This window comes from Collinsella aerofaciens (genome assembly GCF_020181355.1).
Lineage (GTDB): Bacteria > Actinomycetota > Coriobacteriia > Coriobacteriales > Coriobacteriaceae > Collinsella.
Window position 1 is genome coordinate 1,946,916 of sequence record NZ_CP084004.1, and the last position, 20,593, is coordinate 1,967,508.

Consider the following 20,593-nt stretch of genomic DNA (forward strand, 5'->3'; position numbering starts at 1 on the left):
CCATGGACCAGACCGTACCCGCATACGCCGCCGAGGTGGCCGATTACGGGCGCAGCCGCGACCCCGAGCCGGGTGAGGGCGCGCTCGTAAAGAACGTGCGTCCCGAATCGCCCGCGTGGGATGTGGGTATCGAGCCGGGCATGCGCGTGCTCACGGTCAACGGTGAGGCGCTCACCGACATGATCGTGTGGCTCTGGGAGGCCGACGATGATACCGTCGACCTCGAGGTTTTCGACCCGCGCGACGGCACCGTCACCCCCGTCGAGCTCGACCGCTTTCCCGGCGAGGACTGGGGCTTGGAGTTCGATGGCCCCATCTTCGACGGCATGCGTACCTGCGTCAACGCCTGCGTATTCTGCTTTATGACGATGCTGCCCAAGGGCGGCCGCTCCACGCTCTACATTCGCGACGACGACTATCGCCTGAGCTTTTTACAGGGCAACTTTGTCACGCTCACGAACCTCTCCGACGAAGATGTTCAAAACGTCATCGAACGCAATATGAGCCCCATGAACGTGTCGGTCCATGCCGTGAGCCCCGACGTCCGCCGTCGTATGATGGGCCGTAACGCCCAGCGAGGCATGGACGTACTCGAGACCATCATGGCCGCCGGCATCGAGATTCACGCGCAGATCGTGTTGTGCCCCGGCATGAACGACGGCGAGGAGCTGGAAAAGACCCTGCGCTTTTGCGAGGAGCACGAGAAAATCACAAGCCTGGGCATTGTGCCGCTCGGTTTTACCAAGCATCAGAACCGTTTTAGCTGGTCCTACAGCGACAAGCCCGAGCTAGCCCGCGAGACCATTGCCATGATCCGTCCCTACCAGGACCGCGCCTATGAGCGCTTTGGCCGCCACACCTTCCAGATGAGCGACGAGTTCTATCTGGACGCCGGCATCGATCCTCCCGAGGCAGACTTTTACGACGGTTACCCGCAGTACTACGACGGCATCGGCATGATCCGCTCGTATCTGGACGAGACCGACGACGTGCTGGCTACCGATGCCGAGCGACTGGCCCGCGTCCGCGAGGCCATCGCCGCCCGCAGCCAGCACCTGCTGTGCCTCTCCGGCGCCAGCGCGCGCGACACCGTGGCGCGCTTTGTGGAGTCGCCGCATGGTCTCGGCGGCACTGTTACGGCCATCAAGAACCGCTACTTCGGCGGCAACGTGGACGTGACCGGCCTCATCGTCGCGTGTGACATTCTGGAGCAGCTGCCCCAAGACCTGTCGGGGGTTATGCTCTTTGTGCCTAAGCTCATGTTCAACGCTGACGGCATGACGCTTGACGAGTATCATCGTGACGATTTACTCGCAAGCCTTACCAGTCGCGGCGCCGAGGTTCATGTGGTGTCGACCATGCCGCATGAGCTGCTCGATACCCTGGAGCATATCCTTGGCATTGTGCCCGCAGACTCTACTAATTCCGCTGACCCTATCCATTAAAGGAGAGCAGATGAAACCTATCGTCGCCGTCGTCGGACGCCCCAACGTGGGCAAGTCCACGCTCGTTAACCGCCTGGCCCAAACCTCGGACGCCATCGTCCATGAGTCCCGCGGCGTCACGCGCGATCGCTCATACCACACGGCCGATTGGAACGGCCGCGAGTTCACCATTGTCGACACGGGCGGCATCGAGCCGCTCAAGAGCGATGACGTCTTTGCCACGTCCATCCGCGACCAGGCCCTCGCCGCCGCCGAGGAAGCCGCCGTCATCCTGTTTGTGGTCGACGGCCGCACCGGCGTCACCGAGGAGGACGAGTCGGTCGCCCGCATGCTCAAGCGCTGCGACAAGCCGGTCTTTCTACTGGTGAACAAGCTCGACAACCCCGATCGCGAAAACGACAGCATCTGGGAGTTCTATTCGCTCGGCGTCGGTGAGCCCACGCCCCTCTCGGCCCTGCATGGCCACGGCACGGGCGACCTGCTCGACGATATCGTGGCCCTGCTTCCGGAGGAAGAGGACGAGGTCGCCGATGAGTTCCCCGACGCGCTGAACGTGGCCATCATCGGCCGCCCCAACGCCGGCAAGTCGTCGCTGTTCAACCGCATCCTGGGCGCCGACCGTTCTATCGTGTCCAACATTGCCGGCACGACGCGCGACGCCATCGACACGGTCGTCGAGCGTAACGGCAAGCACTACCGCATGGTCGACACCGCGGGCATTCGCAAGAAGAGCACCGTGTACGAGAACATCGAGTACTACTCCATGGTCCGCGGCCTGCGCGCCATCGACCGCGCCGACGTGGCGCTGCTCGTCGTCGACGCCTCCGTGGGCGTTACCGAGCAGGACCAGAAGGTCATGGGTCTTGCCATCGAGCGCGGCTGCGCCATCGTTGTGCTGCTCAACAAGTGGGATCTGCTCGACGACGACCGTAAGCGCGAGGCCTGCATGGAGACCATCGACCGCCGTCTGGGCGTCATGGCTCCCTGGGCCCAGTACCTGCGCATCTCTGCTCTCACCGGCCGCAGCGTCGAGAAGATCTGGGCGATGGTAGACGCCGCCGAAAAGACGCGCTCGCAGAAGATTAGCACCTCGCGCCTCAACGCGTTCCTCACCGACCTGCGCGAGTTCGGTCATACCGTGGTGGACGGCAAGCGCCGCCTGCGCATGCACTACGTGACCCAGACGGGCGTCAACCCGCCGACGTTCACGTTCTTCGTCAACCACAGTGACCTGGTCAACGACACCTACCAGCGCTACGTGGAGAACCGCATGCGCTCGACCTTCGACTTTGCCGGCACGCCCATTCGACTCTTCTTTAGGAAGAAGGAGCAAAAGGATGCATAATCCGATTCTGCTGACCGCCATCTGCGCCGTGGTCTCGTTCTTTATCGGAGCGATTCCGTTTGGCCTGATCTTGGGCCGCGTGTTTAACCACACCGACATTCGCAAGGCGGGCTCCGGTAACATCGGCACCACCAACGCCCTGCGCGTAGCCGGCCCCAAGGTGGCCGCGCTCACGCTGCTGCTCGACTGCCTTAAGGGCGCCATCTGCGTTGTCATCGCCCGTCCGTTCATCGCGAGCGTGGGCTATGGATTTCCGCCGAACATCATGGCGCCCGGAGCCCCCGGCGACTGGATGCTCGGTGTCATTTGCCTGGCAGCCGTGTGGGGCCATATCTTCTCGCCCTATCTCAACTTCCACGGCGGCAAGGGTATCGCAGTTGGTCTGGGTGTCATCCTCGCCTGGTACTGGCCTATTGGCCTGTCGCTGCTGGGCATGTTTATCGTAGCCGTCGCCATCACCAAGTATGTGTCAGTGGGTTCGCTTGCCGCGGCCATCGGACTTCCTATCGCTGCTTGCGCGGTCTTTCCGTACAGCAGCCTGGGCCTCAAGTTCTGCATGGCGATGATCGGCATCACCGTGGTGTGGGCCCATCGCTCGAATATCCAAAAGCTCATGGCCGGTAAGGAGTCCAAGCTCTCGTTTACCAAGCGCGTCACCGAGCCCGACGATAAGTAGGAGAGAGTCATGAATGTTGCGCTAATTGGCTCTGGCTCCTGGGGAACCGCCGTCGCCGGCCTCGCCGCCGAGCGAGCCGAGCGCGTGACCATGTGGGCCCACAGTGAGCAGACGGCCACCGGCATCAATGCCGAGCACCGCAATCCCCGGTATCTGGTGGACTACGAGCTGCCCGGCAACGTTGTCGCCGCCACGGACCTGTCGCAGGCGCTCGACGGCGCCGAGGCCATCATCTTTGCCGTGCCCTCCACGCACCTGCGCAGCGTATGCCATCAGGCAGCACCCTTCATCGCCGCCGACACCCCGGCACTCTGCCTCACCAAGGGTATTGAGCCCGAATCCGGCCTGCTTATGAGTGAGGTAATCGCCAGTGAGATCGGCAACGAGTCGCGTGTCGCGGCGCTCTCGGGCCCCAACCATGCCGAGGAGATCTGCCGCGGAGGTCTTTCTGCCGCCGTCATCGCCAGCGAAGATCCACAGATAGGGGAGACCTTTAAGGACCTGCTTCTGTCAACGGCCTTCCGCATCTACCTGTCGCAGGACATGACCGGTGTCGAGGTCTGCGGCGCCATGAAAAACGTAATCGCCATCGTGTGCGGCATCTCCGCCGGCACCGGTGCGGGCGACAACACGCTCGCCCTTATCATGACACGCGGCCTGGCAGAGATCAGCCGTCTGGTGCACGCCCGCGGCGGTCAAGCTATGACCTGCATGGGGCTTGCCGGCATGGGCGACCTCATTGCCACCTGTACCTCGGAGCATTCGCGTAACCGCACCTTTGGCTACGAGTTTGCCCACGGCATCTCGCTCGACGAGTACCAGGCACGTACGCATATGGTGGTCGAGGGCGCCGTCGCGGCCCGCAGCGTCAGTGAGCTTGCCCGTTCACTGGGCGTAGACATTCCGCTCACCTTTGCCGTGGAGCAAACGCTCTACAACGGTGTTACTTTGGATAGGGCGCTCGAGATTCTCACAGATCGCGTCCCTTCTCAAGAGTTCTACGGACTCACCGACTAGCGCAGAAAGGCTTCTACCATGGGTTCCATCAAAATCGCTCCGTCTGTCCTTTCGGCCGACATGGCCAACCTCAAGGGCGAACTCGACAAGATCGCCGGTGCCGACTACGTGCACTTCGACGTTATGGACGGTCACTTTACCGGCAACCTCACCTTTGGCGTTGACATCCTTAAGGCCGTCAAGCGCTCCACCGATGTACCGGTCGACGCGCACCTCATGGTGACGAACCCCGACGAGACGGTCGATTGGTACGCCGACGCCGGTGCCGACATGATCACCGTGCACTACGAGGCTTCCACGCACCTGCACCGCACGCTCACGCATCTGCAGCAGCGCGGCGTCAAGGCCGGCGTGGTGCTCAACCCCGCCACCCCCGTGTGCGTGCTCGAGAGCATCATCGACGTCGTCGATATGGTGCTGCTCATGAGCGTGAACCCGGGCTTTGGCGGCCAGAGCTTTATCCCGGGCACCATCGCAAAGCTTCACGAGCTCAAGGCCATGTGCGAGCGCCACGGCGTGTCGCCCCTGATCGAGGTCGACGGCGGTATCTCTTCCAAGAACATCGCCGAGGTCGTCAAGGCCGGCGCCAACGTGCTCGTGGCCGGCTCCGCCGTATTTAAGTCCGAAGATCCCGCTGCCGAGGTTGCGCTGCTGCAGAAGCTGGGCAACGAGGCCGCACAGGAGGCATAAACCCTTATGACCGCAGGTCAAAACCGCATACCCGTGAATCTTGACTATGCCGCCTCGACGCCAATGCGCGCCGAGGCGCTCCTTGCGCAGCGCAAGTACGACGACAGCGAGCTTGCCGGCGTCAACCCCAACTCGCTGCATTCGCTCGGCCGCAAGGCTGCCGCGCGTCTGGAGGTTGCACGTCGCGAGATCGCCCGCAGCTTTGGCGCGCACGTCCGCCCGTCCGAGATTGTACTGACCAACGGCGGCACCGAAGCCAACCAGCTGGCGCTGCTCGGTCTTGCCGAGGGCGCTCGTCAGCGCGATCGCAAGCGCGGTCGTGTAATCGTTTCGGCCATCGAGCACGATTCGATTCTGGACAACCTGCCGCTGCTGCGTGCCGCCGGCTTTACCGTCGACCTGGTGCAGCCCTGCCGCGCGGGCTACATTGAGCCTGCCGCGCTTGTCGAGCTACTAGGCGACGACGTGGCGCTCGTGAGCATCATGGTTGCCAACAACGAGACCGGCGTGGTGCAGCCCATCCGCGAGCTTGCCGCGGCCACGCATACCGTTGGCGCCCTGTTCCACACCGATGCCATCCAGGGCTACTTGCATATTCCGCTCGATGTCACCGAGCTGGGCGTCGACGCCATGTCCGTCGCAGCCCACAAGATTGGCGGTCCCGTGGCATCTGGCGCACTCTACCTTAAGAGCCGCACGCCGCTGCGCCCGCGCATCTTTGGCGGCGGACAGGAGGCCGGTCGTCGTGCCGGCACGCAAGACCTGCGAACGCAGCTCGCCTTTGCCGCTGCCGCCTCGTCTCTGACGCCCCATGTGGCTCAGGAGCGCGCGAAGCTGCAAGCCCTTTCCGACAAGCTCTACGCCACGCTTACGGCCCACCAGCGCATTCACGCCACCATGGGCGACTACGCACAGGCCGATCGCCTGCCGGGCATGGTGTCGATCTACGTTGATGGCATGGACTCCGAGGAGCTCATCGTCAAGCTCGATGCCGCCGGCTTTGAGGTTTCGGCCGGCTCGGCGTGCTCGAGCGGCAGCATGGACCCGAGCCATGTGCTCAGCGCCATGGGCATTGGTCGCGAGCAGGCACTAGGTGCACTGCGCATTTCCTTTGACGACCGCGTGAATCCGGACGATCTGGACGAGTTTGCCCAGACGCTGCTCTCGATCGCAGGTGCCGCATGATCGTCGCCGAGCTCGAGCGCGCGCTACTGGCACACTATCCCAAGACGGACACCGAGCCCTGGGACCACGTAGGACTCTCCGTTGGCGATCCGGCCGCGGAGATCACCGGCGTTGCCTGCGCACTCGATGCGACTGAGGCTAATGTTCGCCGCGCCCAAGAAGCAAGCGCCAACGTGCTGCTGACGCATCATCCCATATACATCAAGGCACCCGAGGCCTTTTGTCCGGCGGATGCAACACGACCCCAGTGCAGTGCGGCCCTCTACGAGGCTGCCCGCTGCGGGGTGAGCATTATCTCGCTCCACACCAACCTGGACCGCTCGCACGAAGCCCGTGTCTGCCTGAGCAAGCTGCTGGGTGCCGCACCCGTGAGCTCACTGGAGCACGTGGACGACCCCGAGGCCACCGGCCTGGGCGCACTTGCAACGCTCAACGACCCGTGCACGCTGCGCGATCTTGCCACCCGTGCTGCCACGGCCTTTGGCAGCAACCCGCGTGTGTGGGGCAAAGCTGATCGCCCGTGCCGCACCGTCGCCATTTTGGGCGGCTCCCTGGGCGACTTCGGAGAGCTCGCCATCGCCGCGGGCGCAGATGTTGTCGTGACGGGCGAGGCGGGCTACCACGTGGCGCAAGACCTTGCCTTGCGCGGGCTGCCGGTGATCTTGCTCGGCCACGACCGCTCCGAGGAGCCGTTCGTTGATATATTGATGAACTCTGCAGTTGACGCCGGGGTCGACCCCCGTCATGCGATTAAAATACTGAACCCTTGCCAATGGTGGACTGTGACAAAAGGAGAGAACTTATGAGCGCCGGCGCTACGCTACTCAAGCTGCAACAGATCGATTTGGAGCTCGCCCGCAACAAGAGCGAACTTGCCAATATGCCGGAGCTCAAGGAGCTCGCTTCCAAGCGCAAGACCTATGTGAAGCTCAAGTCCGAGATGACCAAGCTCTACGCCCAGCGCAAGGATCTGGACATTGAGCTCGACGATCTCAACACCACCGAGATCCAGACCAATAACGCCATCGAGGCCGCCAAGAAGCGTCACGTTGACGGCTCCGACTATCGCGAGGTTCAGGACCTGGAGAACGAGCTCGCCACCCTGGCCAAGCGCCTGGACAAGATCGAGCACACCCGCAAGGACGTCGTCGTCGCCCACAAGGAGGCGCTCGACCGCGAGGCTCGCGCACAGGCAATCATCGCCAAGTTCGAGGAGGGCGTGAAGGCCGACACCAAGGCCGCCCGCGCCAAGGCCGCCGACCTGCAGGCTCAGATAGAAGCCGCCACGAAGGAGCGCACTGCGCTTGCCGCCACGCTGCCGACCGACGTGCTCACCGACTACGAACGTCTTCTTAAGCAGTTCCGCGGCCTGGCCGTCGAGACCATCAAGGGCAACATCCCCACGGTCTGCCACACCGCGCTGCAGGCGTCGTCCATGAGCGACCTCAACCACGACGGCAGTGAGATTACGCACTGCCCGTACTGCCATCGTCTCCTGGTACTCCCGAGCAAGGAAGCCTAACGATGACGGCGGCACCCAACAATTCAATCCAACTTGAGGGAAAAACGATCCTGCTGGGCATTACCGGCGGGATCGCCGCCTATAAGTCGTGCAATATCGTGCGCCTGCTGCAAAAGCGCGGCGCGCACGTCAAGGTCGTTATGAGCGAGCACGCCACCGAGTTTGTGGGTCCGCTCACGTTCCGCGCGCTCACCAATGAGCCGGTCGCGGTTGGGCTATTCGACGACCCGTCTGACCCCATCCACCATATCTCGCTTGCGCAGGAGCCCGATCTGGTGGTCGTGGCGCCCGCGACGGCCAATATCATCGCCAAGATGGCCAACGGCATCGCCGACGACCTCATCTCCACCACGCTGCTTGCGACGCCGCGGCCCGTCGTGATCGCGCCGGCCATGAACAATGGCATGTGGAAGGCGCCGGCGACGCAGGCCAACATGGCCACGTTGCGCGACCGCGGCGTTCACGTGGTGGGACCCGGCAGCGGCTACCTTGCGTGCGGCGACGTGGACACGGGCCGCATGAGCGAGCCCGAGGACATCGTCGAGGCTGTCTGTGAGGTGCTCAACCCCGTGCCGCAAGACCTGACGGGCAAGCGCATCGTCATCACCGCCGGCCCCACGCACGAGCCGATCGACCCGGTGCGATTCATTGGCAACCGTTCTTCGGGCAAGATGGGTATCGCCCTGGCGGGGGAGGCCGCACGTCGCGGTGCCGCCGTCACGCTCGTGCTGGGACCGACATCGCTCGACGTTCCCCGCGGTGTGGAGTGCGTGCACGTACAGACCGCCTCAGAAATGCTCAAGGCAGCGCTGAGCGCCTTCCAGACGGCCGACGCGGCCATTTGCGCCGCCGCCGTCGCCGACTACACGCCGGCGGCCCCGGCGGACCATAAGCTCAAAAAGGCCAACGAGCGCCTGGATCAAATCGAGCTCGTCGAGACCGTTGACATCTTGGCCGAACTTTCACGCCAAAAGGGGGAACGGTGCGTGATCGGCTTTGCGGCAGAGACCGATAACGTCGTGGAGTACGCGCAGCGCAAGCTTGCGCGCAAGGGTTGCGATGCCATTATCGCCAACGATGTCTCGCGCGCCGATTCGGGCTTTGGAACCGATACCAACAAGGCCTGGATCGTGAGCAAAGCGGGCACGCAAGAACTTCCCGTGCTAACAAAACCCCAGCTCGCAGATACAATTTTGGACTTGCTTCAAAATTTATAAAAAAGTTCTTGCACAAGTCTAAAGTTTCGGGTTAATATACTCCCTGTTGCGAGCGAGAGCAGAGCAACAAACATTAGCTTCGGGACGTGGCGCAGCTTGGTAGCGCACTTGACTGGGGGTCAAGGGGTCGCTGGTTCGAATCCAGTCGTCCCGACCAGAAGTTTGCAGGTCAGGTACTTAGTGCCTGACCTTTTTTGTTTTAAGCAATTGCTTAATTTTGATTAATCAACAGGGTGCCAAAAATCACCCTGCGCGATAATCGCCTTTTGCGGCTACTTGCGCGTTTTGCACACGCTTGGGCCGATTTATTAACGCGATATGAATCTACATACGCGTAGCTGGTATACAGTCGAGTACAGACTGTATTTATCGCGGCGATTTACACAGATATAGCGACTGTAACGAACAAGCGTGTCGCTGTATTTATTCCAGTAGCTCACTTGACCGGTGGACAAGTGAGCGATTGCAACGATATGCCAACCAGGATGGGCTCCATACGAGGACGCCGCAGGGGTAATGGCGGGGGAGTGCAGCAGGCGCTCTGAGAGCCGCCATATGACCCCATTTCTCCTCAACCCGAATACCTGTGCCGCGAACCTAAACCGTTCGTACACTTGCCAAAAGATAGGCCCGCGCGCGGAGTCGCGCGGGCCTTGCACTAGAAAATCTAGAAGCACCAAGCGGGAAACACGTTGCCGGCACTGTTGGCACTACCGCTGCTCCAGCGACCGAAAGGGTCAACATAGATAAAGTCCGTTGAGTCACTCGGAGACACGGAACGAGTGCTGAAATAGCACACAATCTCAGGTCCAGAATACCTCGACGTCGCATAGTACTCGTACAGGGCGCCGTCAGACTGGAGGTCTCCGTAAATCTCGGTCGTCGAGAGGATAAAGACCTTGTCATTCGTTGCCGTCGGAGTGCCGGCGCTACCGCCGCCCTCGTTGTCCGTCATCTTCGTGACGGCCTTCGCCTTGGACTGGAGCTCGGCCGGCAGGAGCGCCCAGAGGTCACCGGAGTTCAGGCGGGCGCGGAGCTTAGAGGACCTCCAACCGCCGACATTGGTCTTTGTGTCGTTCAAGATGTGTTTGTATAGGACATCGTTGGTCGTCTCAAACGTCAGCCCCGCCTTGCCGCTACCGTCGGCGAGGTCGTCATGGTTGATACCGATGATGCGGTATCCGGGCATCGTGGTGTCCGCACTGCGAATCTCTCATAGAGGATATGCCACAACTTGATAATTTCGCAGCCATAAGGAAGAACCTTTTCAATGTTTCTGAGGACAGCACGATTGAAGAAGCCTCGGTCCATGAAGGAGACTTTCCCATTTACATAGATTAAGATAAGGTCGTGAATGACCAATATGAACTTGAGCATATTCCGTCCGTATTCATACTGGATGACCAAGGAAACATCATCGGCTCATCCGAAGGAGAGGAAGAACCTCTTGCCTTATTAAAGAAATACGCCGAATACAACGGATATAAAGCGGAAGGAGGCGACATCGAGTAACTATCAAAGGCCAGTTTAAGGAGCCAGCCATGAAGAAATGCCTGCCCTCCATCGTCTCAGCAGCGCTTTGCCACTCCCTTGTCATGACACCATTTGTGCCCGTTGCGGCAGCCTATGCCGACGAGGGATCTCCCGCCGAGAGCAGCGAGATCTACGTCGGAGACAATTACGACGATAATTACGATATATACCTTTTTTGAGCGCGGGCGCTACACGGATTCATATTCCAAGGCGTGGTGCGATTCTCACGGATCTGCAAATAACCGCACCGTCCCTCACAAGGTCAAGCTGAACGCGAAGGAGGAGGCTTGCCTGCGCGATCTCTAGCTTGTTGGCACCGCTGAAGTTATCGCCGGTCTCGTGACAACCGGTCCTAGCGGCGGCTTTTTTGCAACCGCAATGACATCGTACCGACTTTTCATTTGCATGTTCTGAAAGGAAGTTGCCATGTTGTCGCAAAATCAATCGAGATACTTGAACACAATCGGCTTTGCCCTGCTTGCATTACTCTTTGCTAGCGACCTTTTGCTGAAACCGCCCAAGGAACTCGTTTCGCTTGCCATAGTCTGCATTTCCGCCCTTTACTTTACGGCAACCCTGTTCGTCGGACTAAAGGAGAGGAAAAAAGGCGCAGTCGTTGCATCTGCCGTAGGCGTGATCATAGCCATTGCCTCATTCTTTATCTGACACATTGATGATCTAGGGGCGATATCGTAGGAATACGACCGGGAGAGCCGGGACCAGATTGCCCGGATTGCCCGGTCGGCTCGCGCGACGGCGCGGCGGTTCGACAGAAAGCTCTCCGGACTTCACGCCGTTTCTGATCGCATTGTAGACAGCCATCTCGTCTTCGCAGTCGGCGAGCACGCGGTGTGCGTCGTCGTTTTGGATGTCCAGTAAATCTCGAAGGTCCTCCATGTACCAGCGTCCGAGATTTGGCCATGCGCGTTGCGCGAGCTGATAAGTGTCGATTGCGATGTTGTAGTTAAAGTCCAAGCCAAAGCCGTCCCAGGCAGAACGGCATTGTTTCCTTGATTATCAACTTCATCCGGACACTTCCCGCATTCATCCGTGTGTGTACGGATGAATGCGGGGTTCAATACCCCGGCGGCCTGATCGGCAGACCGCCGGGAATTCTCACTCCTCGAAAAAAGCCGGCACTCGGTTAGTCCTGCGCATCTTGAAATCGCCAGACTCGTGGGAGACGTAGAGAATGCCGTCCATCCCATCTCGTGATGCATACGACAGGTGAACTGAACCGCAATCCGATCCATCATTGTCGAGAAGATCGAACGAATTCGGGTCGCTCGTTGCGGCCAAACGACCACTCAGACAAGAGCCATCGTCATTACAGATTTGCCATTCCATGTCTTCGCCTGCAAGAATCGCCATAGACGGCCTGGTCGCGCCATCGTTGACATACATCCCGTCTATGCCAAACCCATTTTCAGCGCCATCGATGAACGACTGCTCGGACCTATACCTCGCAAATGATGCACATAGCACCATTGCAAGACAAAGTACAAAGCCAACAATCGCTATCTTTGCATAGCTCTTGCCTATCATGTCATTCACCTCCCTCGTATGTATCGAGGTATTCCTGCTTGAGCGTCTGCGAGGACGACTTGATCTTTTCCACGAGCGTGCCGGCCTCGATGAAGTAGAACGAGTTGGTGAGGTCTGCCAGGTCGTCGAGCAGATGGCTTGAAATGAGCACGCTTCGTCCCCGCGCCACCTCGCTGCGCATCGCGTCGCAGGAGGTTTTCCGCTTTCCCGGATCGAGGCCGTTCAGCGGTTCATCGAGGATGAGGTACGGGCAATCGGTCGCTATCGCCATGGCAAGCTTTACCTGCTGCTTCATTCCTGTCGAGAGTTTACGGGTCGGCTTGTCGAGATATGGGGAGATTCCGAGGGAGTCGCAGAGCGAGTCGATGTCGGCGGCCGATTTCCACGCCTCCCTAACGAAAGCAAGGTGCTCGATGGCCGATAGCGTGGGGTAGAGATCCGTGCCGCCCGAAGAGCTCAGGTAGACGAGTTCTGCAAATTCGGCTGATCGACGTTGGCTGATTCCGTCTGCCGCCAGGCTTCCCGAGTGGATGCGGGTGGGAAATTGGCCCGACAGCGCTTCTAGAAGGGTGGTTTTCCCCGAGCCGTTGGGAGCAACGAGGCCCGCCGCCGTTCCCGGGCTCAGGAAAAGCGATCCGATTGAAAGTATCGTCGTGCTCCCGTATCCCACGCTCGCGTCCAGAAGCTCGAGCCCATGGTGCTTTTTCGCGGGTCCAGGCTGTTTGGGCGAACGTGTCGCAACGGCGCCGACCGCAAAAAAGACCGCGACGTATGCCAGGGCCACGGCAAGCATCGATGCGCTGCCTGAACCGGAGCCAATGAATTCTGTCGGGAAGCATCCTACGTAGCCCGTGGCCTCGATAGGCGAGAACACGGCCAGCGGCAGGAGCCCGAGCACGGCATTATGCTCCAGCGCCGAATCGGACAGCAACGGGAATGCCGGGGCCGCGACAAGCAGCGCGGAGGTAAGGGGGCCCGCGAGGACGCGCCTCGTTGCGGTCGATAGGACGGCGGAGCAAACGGATATCAAGGTTCCGCCCGCAAGCAGCGCGAGAAGCAGGGTCGTGAAGACGTTTCCCGCGGTCGTGGTGGCAAGCGCGCCGTCATGGAAGAAGGCGATCGGGTACCCAATTTGCCCGAAGCCGTTTAGGGCCAAGGCGTAAATGCCCCCGGGTGCGAGGCCGGCGAGGAGCATCGCGGTCCCCGCGGCGATTATCGAAAACACGATCTGGATAAGGCGCCGGAATTTGGGCGCGGGCGCCTTCGCCGCCAGGGTCGCAGGCCTTGTGGCGCCGAGCACGAGTATCGACGAGAGAAGGAAGGGGATGAAGGGAAGGAAAGACGGCGCCGTGGCAATGGCGTAAGGCAGGAAGGAAAGGAATGGCAGGTCGCTTGCGGAGGCCGGGATATCCGTGATGCCGGAGCTGCTCAGGGCACGGCAATACGCGAGCTCCGCGTCATTGGTCTCTCGGTCTCCCACGATGGACCCGGATTGGAAGCCTTCGCCCATGAGCGCGTAGTAGCTCTCGGCAGAATCGAGAAAGGCGGCGTCGGTTTGAGCGGCGAGGGCGGCGTTCGCGTATCTTGCAAGCTCCGCGTCAGCTTGCTGCTCTGGAGATAGGTCTGTGCCGCTGGCCTGGGGCGCGCGCGTATTGAATGCGTCGACAAAGCCCTGCATGCCCTGTTTCATAAAGAAGGGCCCGTAGATGGGTGAATTGAACGCAATGGGGACGGAGAAGGCTGCAGCGAGAACGAGCGTACAAATCCATACGGCCCTGTCTCTTAGGATCAGTTTGAGAAGAAGTCGACAGTACATTTGGAAGCACCTACGTTCCTCAAAGCATCGTTAGATTAAAAGTAACAGACCGGATGAAGATACGTGCGACGGGGGCGAGGCGAATGGCTGAGCGGTATCGATATGCGGGTTCAACGGTATCACATTGGCCACATAGATTTTTAACTTGCATTTCTAACAGTTAAGGAGACGGGTGCTTTCCAGCACACTCCTTCGATGATGCCTTCCGCTAGTTGCTATGCCGGATTCAGCCAACAAAGAATGTGCCCGGGCGCTCAGGTTCACCGTTAGCGTTGGCAACATATGAGATGGGCCAGACCCTTGCCGCGCGCCGATTGCGCGAGAGGTGTCGGGCACCATGTTTATTCCACCTGCTTGTTATCAACCAGCTTCGTTCGACGTCAGACATTCAAGATGTCAGACGTCGAACCTGCGCTAAAGACGCAGCTGGGGCTACTAGTTGCCTACAATCGCTCGCGAAGCTCACCTGTTCGTGCGTGAATGTCTGACAGCTCCGTCAGACATTGTCGGACATTTGATTGTTCGACAAATGCGCACGTGGTCGCGTTCGCAAAGATAACTGAACGGTCGATGGGTGCGTTGAGACCGGAGCAAACGGCGGATGCCAGAAAAATGGCCTCACAGAATCGCACCCATGGTTGATAAAATTGACCGCCCGGGCGCAAATACCCGGGCGGTCAATTCATCCCCTCGTTCGCGATCCTGTTGGGTTTGGGGCTTTGACATGTTGTTGACGGATGGATCAGCCGTACAGCTTGATCTCCCGGGGTTCCATGTGGTCGTCCCCCAATAAGACGTCCCTGATGTAGCCCTGCGGCAGGAACTCGACGGGCAGCACTGGGTCGTCGACGTAGCCGGGCACTGGGAGTAGGCGTGGCCTTTGGACATAGCGTGGCCGCCTGCCGGCGGTCGGACTGCCACTTCAGCCAAAAGCTCAGGCGCGCGCATTAAAATAATGAATATATCGCTTGATGGGCTTTTGACCAAGCATGAACATCGCAGGTAAATCCGTGTACCAATTTTTGGTACACGGATTTACCAGCGGTTTGTTGAAAGCTCTGACATGCGCTGTCGACTTCATTAAAATCGATTGCCGATCAAGTCTTCCTATATATGCGAGCCCCAAGAAACTGCGCTGTGAACCTGAGTCCTCTATCGATCGGCCCGGTGCACCGGGCCGCTGTCCTCGAGCCGGCAACAGCTTGCCGGTCTCAAAACGTATGCCGTCCGGCACGACCGACAGCCGAGCCTTGTGCCCCACTCGAGCAGTGCCAGAACCCCGTGCCGGAACCCACGCAGACGATGGCAGGGAAATTCAGCCGCGGCCATCGAGGAGCCGACCTAGGGACGGCGCCCTCATTCCTCAATGGATTTCCACCGCCCCTTATAGGTCTGGATTGATTTAATGCTTGATTTAATCCGGCTGAATAAGCCGACCATGGGCCGGTTGACATAATGTAAGGTAAAAGAGCAGATGCGGCCGTACGCCGGTGCGGGTGATGTGACAGAATGTAATACACGTATTGCATCTAACCGGGAGGTGCATCATGGCAACCGCCACCGCAGTCCTGAGAATCCCCGAGGACCTCTCGAACAGGTACAACCACCTGGCGAAGTCGACGGGCCGCACGAAAACCTTCTACATGACGGAGGCCCTCGCCGCGGAGATATACAGGCTCGAATACGAGTACGGCCTCATGAATTATCCGGGAGGCGTTTGGTTGCGAGGCATGCCAGTGTGAGGGCCTGATTCGTCAGATCCCGCACAGGGAGACCGCGATGGTGACCACCGCGCCGCCCGAGGGGCTGTTGGCGAGCGAGACGGAGCCCCCGTGGGCGCTCGCGGCCTCGGAGGCGACGTGGAGGCCGAGCCCGTAGTGGCGGCCTCCGTCGCGCGAGGAGCGGGACGAGTCGTCTGTGAAGAGGCGCTCGCAGCCGCGTTCGAGGGCGGCGGGAGAAAAGCCCGGTCCGTCGTCGGCCACCTCGATGACGAGGTGTCCGCCCGCGACGTCGCAGGAGACCGCCACGCGCGAGTGCGCGTGCTCGGCGGCGTTGGCCACGAGGTTCGCGGCGGCTCGCGCCAGGGCGGTTCGGTCGAGCGGGGCCTCGGGCGCGCCCGCGACAGCGGGGCCCGTGGCCGCGTCGAGCGTCACGCCTCGCGCCCGGGCGATCTGGGCGGCCTCGGCGAGGACCTGTTCGCAGAGCTCGGCCGGCCGCATGGGGGCCCTCTCCGCCCCGCCGGACCCGCGCGAGGCCTCGATGAGCAGGCGCACGTAGCCGTCGAGCCTTTCGACACCGCCGGCTATGTCGCGCGCGGCGGCCGAGAGGTCGCTGTCATTCTCGTCTTCCAGCTCCTCCGCCACGAAGTCGGCGTTGGCGCGCAGCACGGTGAGCGGCGTCTTGAGGTCGTGGGCGAGCGACGCCATCTGCTCGCGCTGCCCCCGCTCCGCGGCCCAGCGGGCCTCGAGCGACTCGGCGAGGGAGGCCCGCATGGCGTCCATCGCGGCGAGGACGTCGTTCACCTCACGCACGTTGGTGCTGCCGACCGCGAAGTCGAGCTCCCCCGCGCCGACGCGCCCCGCCGCCTCCGCGAGCGGCGCCATCTTGCGCGAGATCACGCGGCTCGCACGGCGCGCCACGAGCGCAAGCGCGAGCGCGCTTCCCACAGCGGCGCCGACGAGCATGAGGTTCTGCGGGTTGGGAAGCAGGCCGGCGAGGTCGCGCGAGACCCACTGCGGCAGGTACTCGCTGACGAGTGCGCAGGCCCCGCCGCCCTTGAGCGGGAACGCGGCGTAGGTGAGGCCCGAACCACCGCCCTCGATCTCCACTGTGCCCGGATCCGCGGCGAGTGCCGTACGGGCCATTTCCGTCGCGTCCTCGAGCCGCGTGCCCTCGAGGTCTGTCATCAGCACGTATCCGTCCTTGTTCAGGATGAGGTAGCGGTACGCCGTCGGCACGTCCTGCTGCCCACAGACGCCGTCGCGTGCCAGGCCCCCCGCGACCTCGCGCGCATTGGCCGGCCCCCAGCTTGCCTCGTAGACGAGGCCCGCGTTGATCGCCGCGGAGAGCACCATGAACGAGGCGAGCCACGCCGTGGCGACCGCCGCGAACGCGTAGGCGAAGTAGCGCGCGATGACGAAGGAGAGCGGCATGCCCCCGCGACCTCGCGCCCCGATCCTCAGAGCTGCCACTTGTACCCCATCCCCCAGACGGTCGCGATCGGATCGGCGCCGGCCTCGGAGAGTTTCCTCCGGGCGCGGCTGACCTGCATGGATATGGCCGCGTCGTCGGCGTCGCTCTCCCAGCCGAGCACCGCCACGCGTATCTGCGCGCGGCTCATGACCTGCCCGGGGTGGCGGGCGAGGTACTCGCAGATGGCGTACTCGGTGGGCGTGAGCGGCACGGCCTTGTCGCCCACGGCGAGGCCGCGCGCCCCGAGGTCGATCCGCACCTCCCCGAAGGAGAGGGCGTGCGAGCGCGGCCGGCGCTCACGGCGTAGATGGGCCGCAACCTTGGCGCGCAGCTCCGCGGCCCCGAAGGGCTTGCGGACGTAGTCGTCGGCGCCCAGGCCGTAGGCGGCCACGGCATCCTCCTCGGCCACGCGCGCGGTCAGGAAGACGATGGGGCCGTCGAAGTCCGGGCGGATCTGCCGCACGAGCTCGAAGCCGTCGAGCCCCGGCATCATGACGTCGCAGAGCACGAGGTCGAAGCGCGAGAGGTCCATCCCCGGGACCGCCGTCGGGTCCGCCGCCCTGACGACCTCATGGCCGTCGCGGCCGAGGACGCGCGCGAGCGCGTCGAGGATCGCCCGTTCATCATCCACTGCCAGTATCCTCGCCATGTTCGACCTCCTGAAACTCCCGTCGGCATTGTACTTGCGCCGCGCTCAGCGGTCCAGAGCCCCGCGCGCAGCCGCGGGCGCGGGCGCCCACATGGCGATCTCAGGGTTGGGCAGCACGCGGTCGGCGATCGAGCGCGGCGCCGACCCCCAGCCGGCGTCGAGCAGGGCATTCCCGCCCAGGACGAGCGCTGCGGAGAGGAGGGCGAGCACGGCGGCGAGCGGCTTCCTACGCATCTGCCCTCCCGTCCTCGAAGCGGCAGAACCAGGCGAGAAGGACGGCGGCGGCTGCCAGGGTGAGCACGAGGCCAGCGAGCGCAGTCGTGAGGAGAGGGCCCGCCGCGCGTGCGGCGTCGATGAAGGCCTCCACCCCGAGCGACCCCAGGCGCGCGGGCCAGGCGAGCGGCACCCAGCTCAGGGGCGTCGCCAGGGCACCGGTGAGCTCGCCGGTCATGAGGCCGTGCGCAAGTCCGCCCACCGAGAAGAACGCGAGGAGCATCCCCGCCGCGCCGGCGCCGATGGCGGCGTTGCGGCCGAGGCGCAGGGCCACGCCGAGCCCCAGCGCGTAGAGGGGCAGGCTGCCCAGCACGATGCCCGCCCAGGCGGCCGCAAGCGGAGCGGGCCCGAGCGGCAGGCGCCCGGCGACGGCGAGCACGGCCCCGAACACGCCGAGCGCCACGGCCAGCGCGCCTGCGCCGAGCGCCGCAAGGGCGAGCAGCTTCGCCGCGACGGCGCGCCCGCGCGAGGGGACCGCCGTGAGGTTGGCGAGGCGCCCGGCAGCGCGCTCCTCGTCCACGGCGAGCCCGCAGACGATGGCGGACATGAGCGGCATGAGGGCGCCGAGGAACTGGGCGTAGGCGTCCGCGCCCAGCGCCGGGTCCCATCGGGTTACGGAGAAGTACTCGCCGCAGGCAAGACCGGCTGCCAGGCCGCAGACGAGATGCACCGCCGTGAGCGGGGAGCGCGCCAGGCGCAGGGCCTCGGAGAGCAGGGCCCGCGAGAGAGTCATGCGCGGCATCGGGTCGGAGAGTCGTGTCATGGCCATCACCTCTCCTCGGAGCGCGCGAACCAGGCCGCGCCCGCCGCCGTGAGCGCGGCGAACGCGAGCGCGCAGACCGCAAGGCCCGCCAGCGTGAGCATGCCGTCCGACGCGAGCGCCCCGCCGAGCGCCATGTCCGCCGCGAGTGGCTCGCCGCTCGGCAGCACGGGGATGAAGCTCGTGGGGATGACCATGTTCGCCGACGGCGGAAAGAGCTGCGGTAGCGGCACCAACGACCAGGCGAACCCACCTACGAGTTGCGCGGCGAGCGGGCAGAAGATGCCCGCGAGCATGCCGAGCCGCGCCGTGAGGAAGAGCCCTGCGGGGATCATCCACGCCGCGGTCACCGTGTTGACGAGCGCGCAGAGGAGCATCGTGAGCGTGCCCGCGGCCGTGAGGCCCTGCGAGGAGAACGCCGATCCCGCGAGGTAGATGCCGAAAACCACGAGGTTCGAGAGCGTGCAGAGCGCGAGGCACCAGAGCGCCTTGGCCCACCAGGCGCGCCCGAGCGGGAAGCCCAGGCCCAGAAGCCCCCGCATCCGCGTGCGAGCATCAGCCCGCGCGACGCACGCCACCACGAGCGAGAGGCACACGGGCAGGAAGAGCGCGTACCAGTAGTTCCATGCGCTGAAGATCTGCACGCCCCGGTAGGGCATCGCGCCGAGCAGCGGCATCGGCAGCGCCATGAGCACGGCCAGGCGAACCGGTGCCGCGTGGCGCGACTTCAGGGCCTCGGCGCGCAGGGCCGCGAGCAGGCCGCCTTTCTCACCCGTCATGCCGCCACCTCCCCGCGCGCTCGTCGCCCTTCCCGACAGAAGCTCATGAAGAGTTCCTCGAGGTCCTGCCCGGGACGAAGCGCATCCTCGTAGGCGAGGCGCCCCCCGCAGATGATGCCGATGGTGTCCGCCATCTGCTGCACCTCGGAGAGGATGTGGCTCGAGACGATCACCGTCGTACCCGCCGCCGCGAAGCCGCGGATCTGGTCGCGCAGCTCCTCGATGCCGATGGGGTCGAGGCCGTTGGTGGGCTCGTCGAGCACGAGCAGGCGTGGCCGGGCGATCAGCGCCAGCGCGAGCCCCAGGCGCTGCCGCATGCCCATCGAGAAGCGCCCGGCGCGCTTCTTCCCGGTGTCCGCGAGGTCCACGGCGGCGAGCACCTCATCTATGCGGCTCTCGGAAAGGCCCAGCAGCGTGGTGCGCACGCGCAGGTTCTCGCGCGCGGTGAGGTTGGGGTAGAGCGGCGCCTCCTCGATGAGGCTGCCGATTGCGTAGAGGTCCTCGCGGCGCCAGGCGTGCCCGGCAAAGAGGATCTCCCCGGCCGTCGGCCGCAGCATCCCGCAGATCATCTTGAGCGTTGTCGACTTGCCGGCGCCGTTGGGACCGAGCAGCCCGTACACCTCGCCCTCGCGGATATGAAGGCTCACATCGGCCACGGCGTCCTGCGCCTGGTCGCCGCGGCCGAAGCGCTTGGTGAGCCCACGCGTCTCGAGCATGTAACCCATGGGTTTATCCTTTCTCTTCCGGGAGCGCGGGCCGAGTCACCGTGCCCGCGCGCCTTACCTTTCGGGTTCACCATCCATGGTGGGGCGCGTTTCTAACGAAGCCATAACGGCCGTTGGGTTCTTTTGGCGCCAACCCTTCTCGACCCGCACATCATGATTAATTTGCTTAAGGCAACAACTTTCCCGATCGATGTAATCACCGAATCAAAACGTGTACATCACCC

At 62.8% G+C, this 20,593-nt stretch carries 22 protein-coding genes and 1 tRNA gene; 13 read left to right on the plus strand and 10 right to left on the minus strand.

The window, feature by feature from the left end:
• The first annotated feature begins 2 nt into the window (after positions 1–2).
• The 10 genes from LCQ44_RS08460 to LCQ44_RS08505 all read left to right on the plus strand — a co-directional run bounded on the left by LCQ44_RS08460 (position 3) and on the right by LCQ44_RS08505 (position 9,254).
• Entirely contained in the window at positions 3–1,445 is a 1,443-nt protein-coding gene (locus LCQ44_RS08460; protein ID WP_225093594.1) for a DUF512 domain-containing protein, read from the plus strand.
• 10 nt (positions 1,446–1,455) lie between these two features.
• Entirely contained in the window at positions 1,456–2,790 is a 1,335-nt protein-coding gene (gene der, locus LCQ44_RS08465; protein ID WP_225093595.1) for a ribosome biogenesis GTPase Der, read from the plus strand.
• Positions 2,783–3,466 (plus strand): glycerol-3-phosphate 1-O-acyltransferase PlsY, encoded by a 684-nt coding sequence (gene plsY / locus LCQ44_RS08470; RefSeq protein ID WP_055250144.1) that lies wholly within the window; start codon positions 2,783–2,785, stop codon positions 3,464–3,466. The genes der and plsY overlap by 8 nt, the downstream gene beginning before the upstream one ends.
• 9 nt (positions 3,467–3,475) lie before the next feature.
• A complete protein-coding gene (locus LCQ44_RS08475; RefSeq protein WP_225093596.1) occupies positions 3,476–4,483 on the plus strand; it encodes an NAD(P)H-dependent glycerol-3-phosphate dehydrogenase in 1,008 nt (335 codons plus the stop codon).
• 18 nt (positions 4,484–4,501) lie between these two features.
• Positions 4,502–5,173, plus strand: a complete 672-nt coding sequence (gene rpe, locus LCQ44_RS08480; RefSeq protein ID WP_055250140.1) for a ribulose-phosphate 3-epimerase — start codon at positions 4,502–4,504, stop codon at positions 5,171–5,173.
• A gap of 6 nt (positions 5,174–5,179) precedes the next feature.
• On the plus strand, positions 5,180–6,358 hold the full coding sequence (locus LCQ44_RS08485) for a cysteine desulfurase family protein (RefSeq protein WP_225093597.1): 1,179 nt from the start codon (positions 5,180–5,182) through the stop codon (positions 6,356–6,358).
• Positions 6,355–7,164 (plus strand): Nif3-like dinuclear metal center hexameric protein, encoded by an 810-nt coding sequence (locus LCQ44_RS08490; protein ID WP_225093598.1) that lies wholly within the window; start codon positions 6,355–6,357, stop codon positions 7,162–7,164. The genes LCQ44_RS08485 and LCQ44_RS08490 overlap by 4 nt, the downstream gene beginning before the upstream one ends.
• Entirely contained in the window at positions 7,161–7,880 is a 720-nt protein-coding gene (locus LCQ44_RS08495; protein WP_225093599.1) for a zinc ribbon domain-containing protein, read from the plus strand. Before LCQ44_RS08490 ends, LCQ44_RS08495 begins: the two co-directional genes overlap by 4 nt.
• A gap of 2 nt (positions 7,881–7,882) precedes the next feature.
• Positions 7,883–9,097 carry a bifunctional phosphopantothenoylcysteine decarboxylase/phosphopantothenate--cysteine ligase CoaBC gene (gene coaBC, locus LCQ44_RS08500; protein ID WP_225093600.1) on the plus strand — a complete coding sequence of 405 codons (1,215 nt, stop codon included), beginning with the start codon at positions 7,883–7,885 and terminating at the stop codon, positions 9,095–9,097.
• Positions 9,098–9,177: 80 nt separating this feature from the next.
• Positions 9,178–9,254 (plus strand) — tRNA-Pro (locus tag LCQ44_RS08505).
• Positions 9,255–9,764: 510 nt separating this feature from the next.
• Here the strand turns inward: LCQ44_RS08505 and LCQ44_RS08510 are convergent.
• A complete protein-coding gene (locus LCQ44_RS08510; RefSeq protein ID WP_225093601.1) occupies positions 9,765–10,286 on the minus strand; it encodes a DUF6273 domain-containing protein in 522 nt (173 codons plus the stop codon).
• 352 nt (positions 10,287–10,638) lie between these two features.
• Here LCQ44_RS08510 and LCQ44_RS08515 point away from each other — a divergent pair, with 352 nt between their 5' ends.
• Positions 10,639–10,809: a hypothetical protein gene (locus tag LCQ44_RS08515; RefSeq protein ID WP_175406041.1), complete on the plus strand. Its 171-nt coding sequence runs from the start codon at positions 10,639–10,641 to the stop codon at positions 10,807–10,809.
• 247 nt (positions 10,810–11,056) lie between these two features.
• Positions 11,057–11,296 (plus strand): hypothetical protein, encoded by a 240-nt coding sequence (locus tag LCQ44_RS08520; RefSeq protein ID WP_138112599.1) that lies wholly within the window; start codon positions 11,057–11,059, stop codon positions 11,294–11,296.
• Positions 11,297–11,308: 12 nt separating this feature from the next.
• Here LCQ44_RS08520 and LCQ44_RS08525 read toward each other — a convergent pair whose 3' ends face one another.
• The 3 genes from LCQ44_RS08525 to LCQ44_RS08535 form a co-directional block, all read right to left on the minus strand.
• On the minus strand, positions 11,309–11,605 hold the full coding sequence (locus LCQ44_RS08525) for a 3'-5' exonuclease family protein (RefSeq protein ID WP_118082015.1): 297 nt from the start codon (positions 11,603–11,605) through the stop codon (positions 11,309–11,311).
• Between the two features lie 141 nt (positions 11,606–11,746).
• On the minus strand, positions 11,747–12,175 hold the full coding sequence (locus LCQ44_RS08530; RefSeq protein ID WP_195535155.1) for a hypothetical protein: 429 nt from the start codon (positions 12,173–12,175) through the stop codon (positions 11,747–11,749).
• Between the two features lies 1 nt (position 12,176).
• Positions 12,177–13,865, minus strand: coding sequence for an ABC transporter ATP-binding protein (locus LCQ44_RS08535; protein WP_225093602.1), 1,689 nt, complete (start codon positions 13,863–13,865; stop codon positions 12,177–12,179).
• Positions 13,866–15,538: 1,673 nt separating this feature from the next.
• Between LCQ44_RS08535 and LCQ44_RS08540 the strand changes: the two genes are divergently transcribed.
• On the plus strand, positions 15,539–15,733 hold the full coding sequence (locus tag LCQ44_RS08540) for a ribbon-helix-helix domain-containing protein (protein ID WP_225093603.1): 195 nt from the start codon (positions 15,539–15,541) through the stop codon (positions 15,731–15,733).
• A gap of 12 nt (positions 15,734–15,745) precedes the next feature.
• Here LCQ44_RS08540 and LCQ44_RS08545 read toward each other — a convergent pair whose 3' ends face one another.
• From LCQ44_RS08545 to LCQ44_RS08570, 6 genes are read right to left on the minus strand one after another with little or no spacing between them, the layout of a single operon-like run.
• The gene (locus tag LCQ44_RS08545) at positions 15,746–17,143 is read right to left on the minus strand and encodes a sensor histidine kinase (protein WP_225093604.1); all 1,398 of its coding nucleotides are present in this window, start codon (positions 17,141–17,143) and stop codon (positions 15,746–15,748) included.
• Positions 17,144–17,169: 26 nt separating this feature from the next.
• Positions 17,170–17,832, minus strand: a complete 663-nt coding sequence (locus LCQ44_RS08550; RefSeq protein ID WP_225093605.1) for a response regulator transcription factor — start codon at positions 17,830–17,832, stop codon at positions 17,170–17,172.
• Positions 17,833–17,877: 45 nt separating this feature from the next.
• A complete protein-coding gene (locus LCQ44_RS08555; protein ID WP_040358725.1) occupies positions 17,878–18,066 on the minus strand; it encodes a hypothetical protein in 189 nt (62 codons plus the stop codon).
• A complete protein-coding gene (locus LCQ44_RS08560; RefSeq protein ID WP_225093606.1) occupies positions 18,059–18,868 on the minus strand; it encodes an ABC-2 family transporter permease in 810 nt (269 codons plus the stop codon). Before LCQ44_RS08560 ends, LCQ44_RS08555 begins: the two co-directional genes overlap by 8 nt.
• A 5-nt stretch (positions 18,869–18,873) precedes the next feature.
• Complete coding sequence (locus tag LCQ44_RS08565) at positions 18,874–19,644, minus strand: ABC-2 family transporter permease (RefSeq protein ID WP_225093607.1); 771 nt, start codon at positions 19,642–19,644, stop codon at positions 18,874–18,876.
• A complete protein-coding gene (locus LCQ44_RS08570; protein WP_225093608.1) occupies positions 19,641–20,369 on the minus strand; it encodes a lantibiotic protection ABC transporter ATP-binding protein in 729 nt (242 codons plus the stop codon). Before LCQ44_RS08570 ends, LCQ44_RS08565 begins: the two co-directional genes overlap by 4 nt.
• Between the last annotated feature and the right edge of the window lie 224 nt (positions 20,370–20,593).

Coding starts and splice junctions, on each gene's coding strand:
- coaBC (WP_225093600.1), top strand. CDS start 7,883: ATGACGGCGGCACCCAACAATTCAATCCAACTTGAGGGAAAAACGATC.
- LCQ44_RS08510 (WP_225093601.1), bottom strand. CDS start 10,286: ATGCCCGGATACCGCATCATCGGTATCAACCATGACGACCTCGCCGAC.
- LCQ44_RS08530 (WP_195535155.1), bottom strand. CDS start 12,175: ATGATAGGCAAGAGCTATGCAAAGATAGCGATTGTTGGCTTTGTACTT.
- rpe (WP_055250140.1), top strand. CDS start 4,502: ATGGGTTCCATCAAAATCGCTCCGTCTGTCCTTTCGGCCGACATGGCC.
- LCQ44_RS08460 (WP_225093594.1), top strand. CDS start 3: ATGGACCAGACCGTACCCGCATACGCCGCCGAGGTGGCCGATTACGGG.
- der (WP_225093595.1), top strand. CDS start 1,456: ATGAAACCTATCGTCGCCGTCGTCGGACGCCCCAACGTGGGCAAGTCC.
- LCQ44_RS08535 (WP_225093602.1), bottom strand. CDS start 13,865: ATGAAACAGGGCATGCAGGGCTTTGTCGACGCATTCAATACGCGCGCG.
- LCQ44_RS08495 (WP_225093599.1), top strand. CDS start 7,161: ATGAGCGCCGGCGCTACGCTACTCAAGCTGCAACAGATCGATTTGGAG.
- LCQ44_RS08485 (WP_225093597.1), top strand. CDS start 5,180: ATGACCGCAGGTCAAAACCGCATACCCGTGAATCTTGACTATGCCGCC.
- LCQ44_RS08475 (WP_225093596.1), top strand. CDS start 3,476: ATGAATGTTGCGCTAATTGGCTCTGGCTCCTGGGGAACCGCCGTCGCC.
- LCQ44_RS08565 (WP_225093607.1), bottom strand. CDS start 19,644: ATGACGGGTGAGAAAGGCGGCCTGCTCGCGGCCCTGCGCGCCGAGGCC.
- LCQ44_RS08555 (WP_040358725.1), bottom strand. CDS start 18,066: ATGCGTAGGAAGCCGCTCGCCGCCGTGCTCGCCCTCCTCTCCGCAGCG.
- LCQ44_RS08490 (WP_225093598.1), top strand. CDS start 6,355: ATGATCGTCGCCGAGCTCGAGCGCGCGCTACTGGCACACTATCCCAAG.
- LCQ44_RS08570 (WP_225093608.1), bottom strand. CDS start 20,369: ATGGGTTACATGCTCGAGACGCGTGGGCTCACCAAGCGCTTCGGCCGC.
- plsY (WP_055250144.1), top strand. CDS start 2,783: ATGCATAATCCGATTCTGCTGACCGCCATCTGCGCCGTGGTCTCGTTC.
- LCQ44_RS08550 (WP_225093605.1), bottom strand. CDS start 17,832: ATGGCGAGGATACTGGCAGTGGATGATGAACGGGCGATCCTCGACGCG.
- LCQ44_RS08540 (WP_225093603.1), top strand. CDS start 15,539: ATGGCAACCGCCACCGCAGTCCTGAGAATCCCCGAGGACCTCTCGAAC.
- LCQ44_RS08560 (WP_225093606.1), bottom strand. CDS start 18,868: ATGACACGACTCTCCGACCCGATGCCGCGCATGACTCTCTCGCGGGCC.
- LCQ44_RS08520 (WP_138112599.1), top strand. CDS start 11,057: ATGTTGTCGCAAAATCAATCGAGATACTTGAACACAATCGGCTTTGCC.
- LCQ44_RS08515 (WP_175406041.1), top strand. CDS start 10,639: ATGAAGAAATGCCTGCCCTCCATCGTCTCAGCAGCGCTTTGCCACTCC.
- LCQ44_RS08545 (WP_225093604.1), bottom strand. CDS start 17,143: ATGCCGCTCTCCTTCGTCATCGCGCGCTACTTCGCCTACGCGTTCGCG.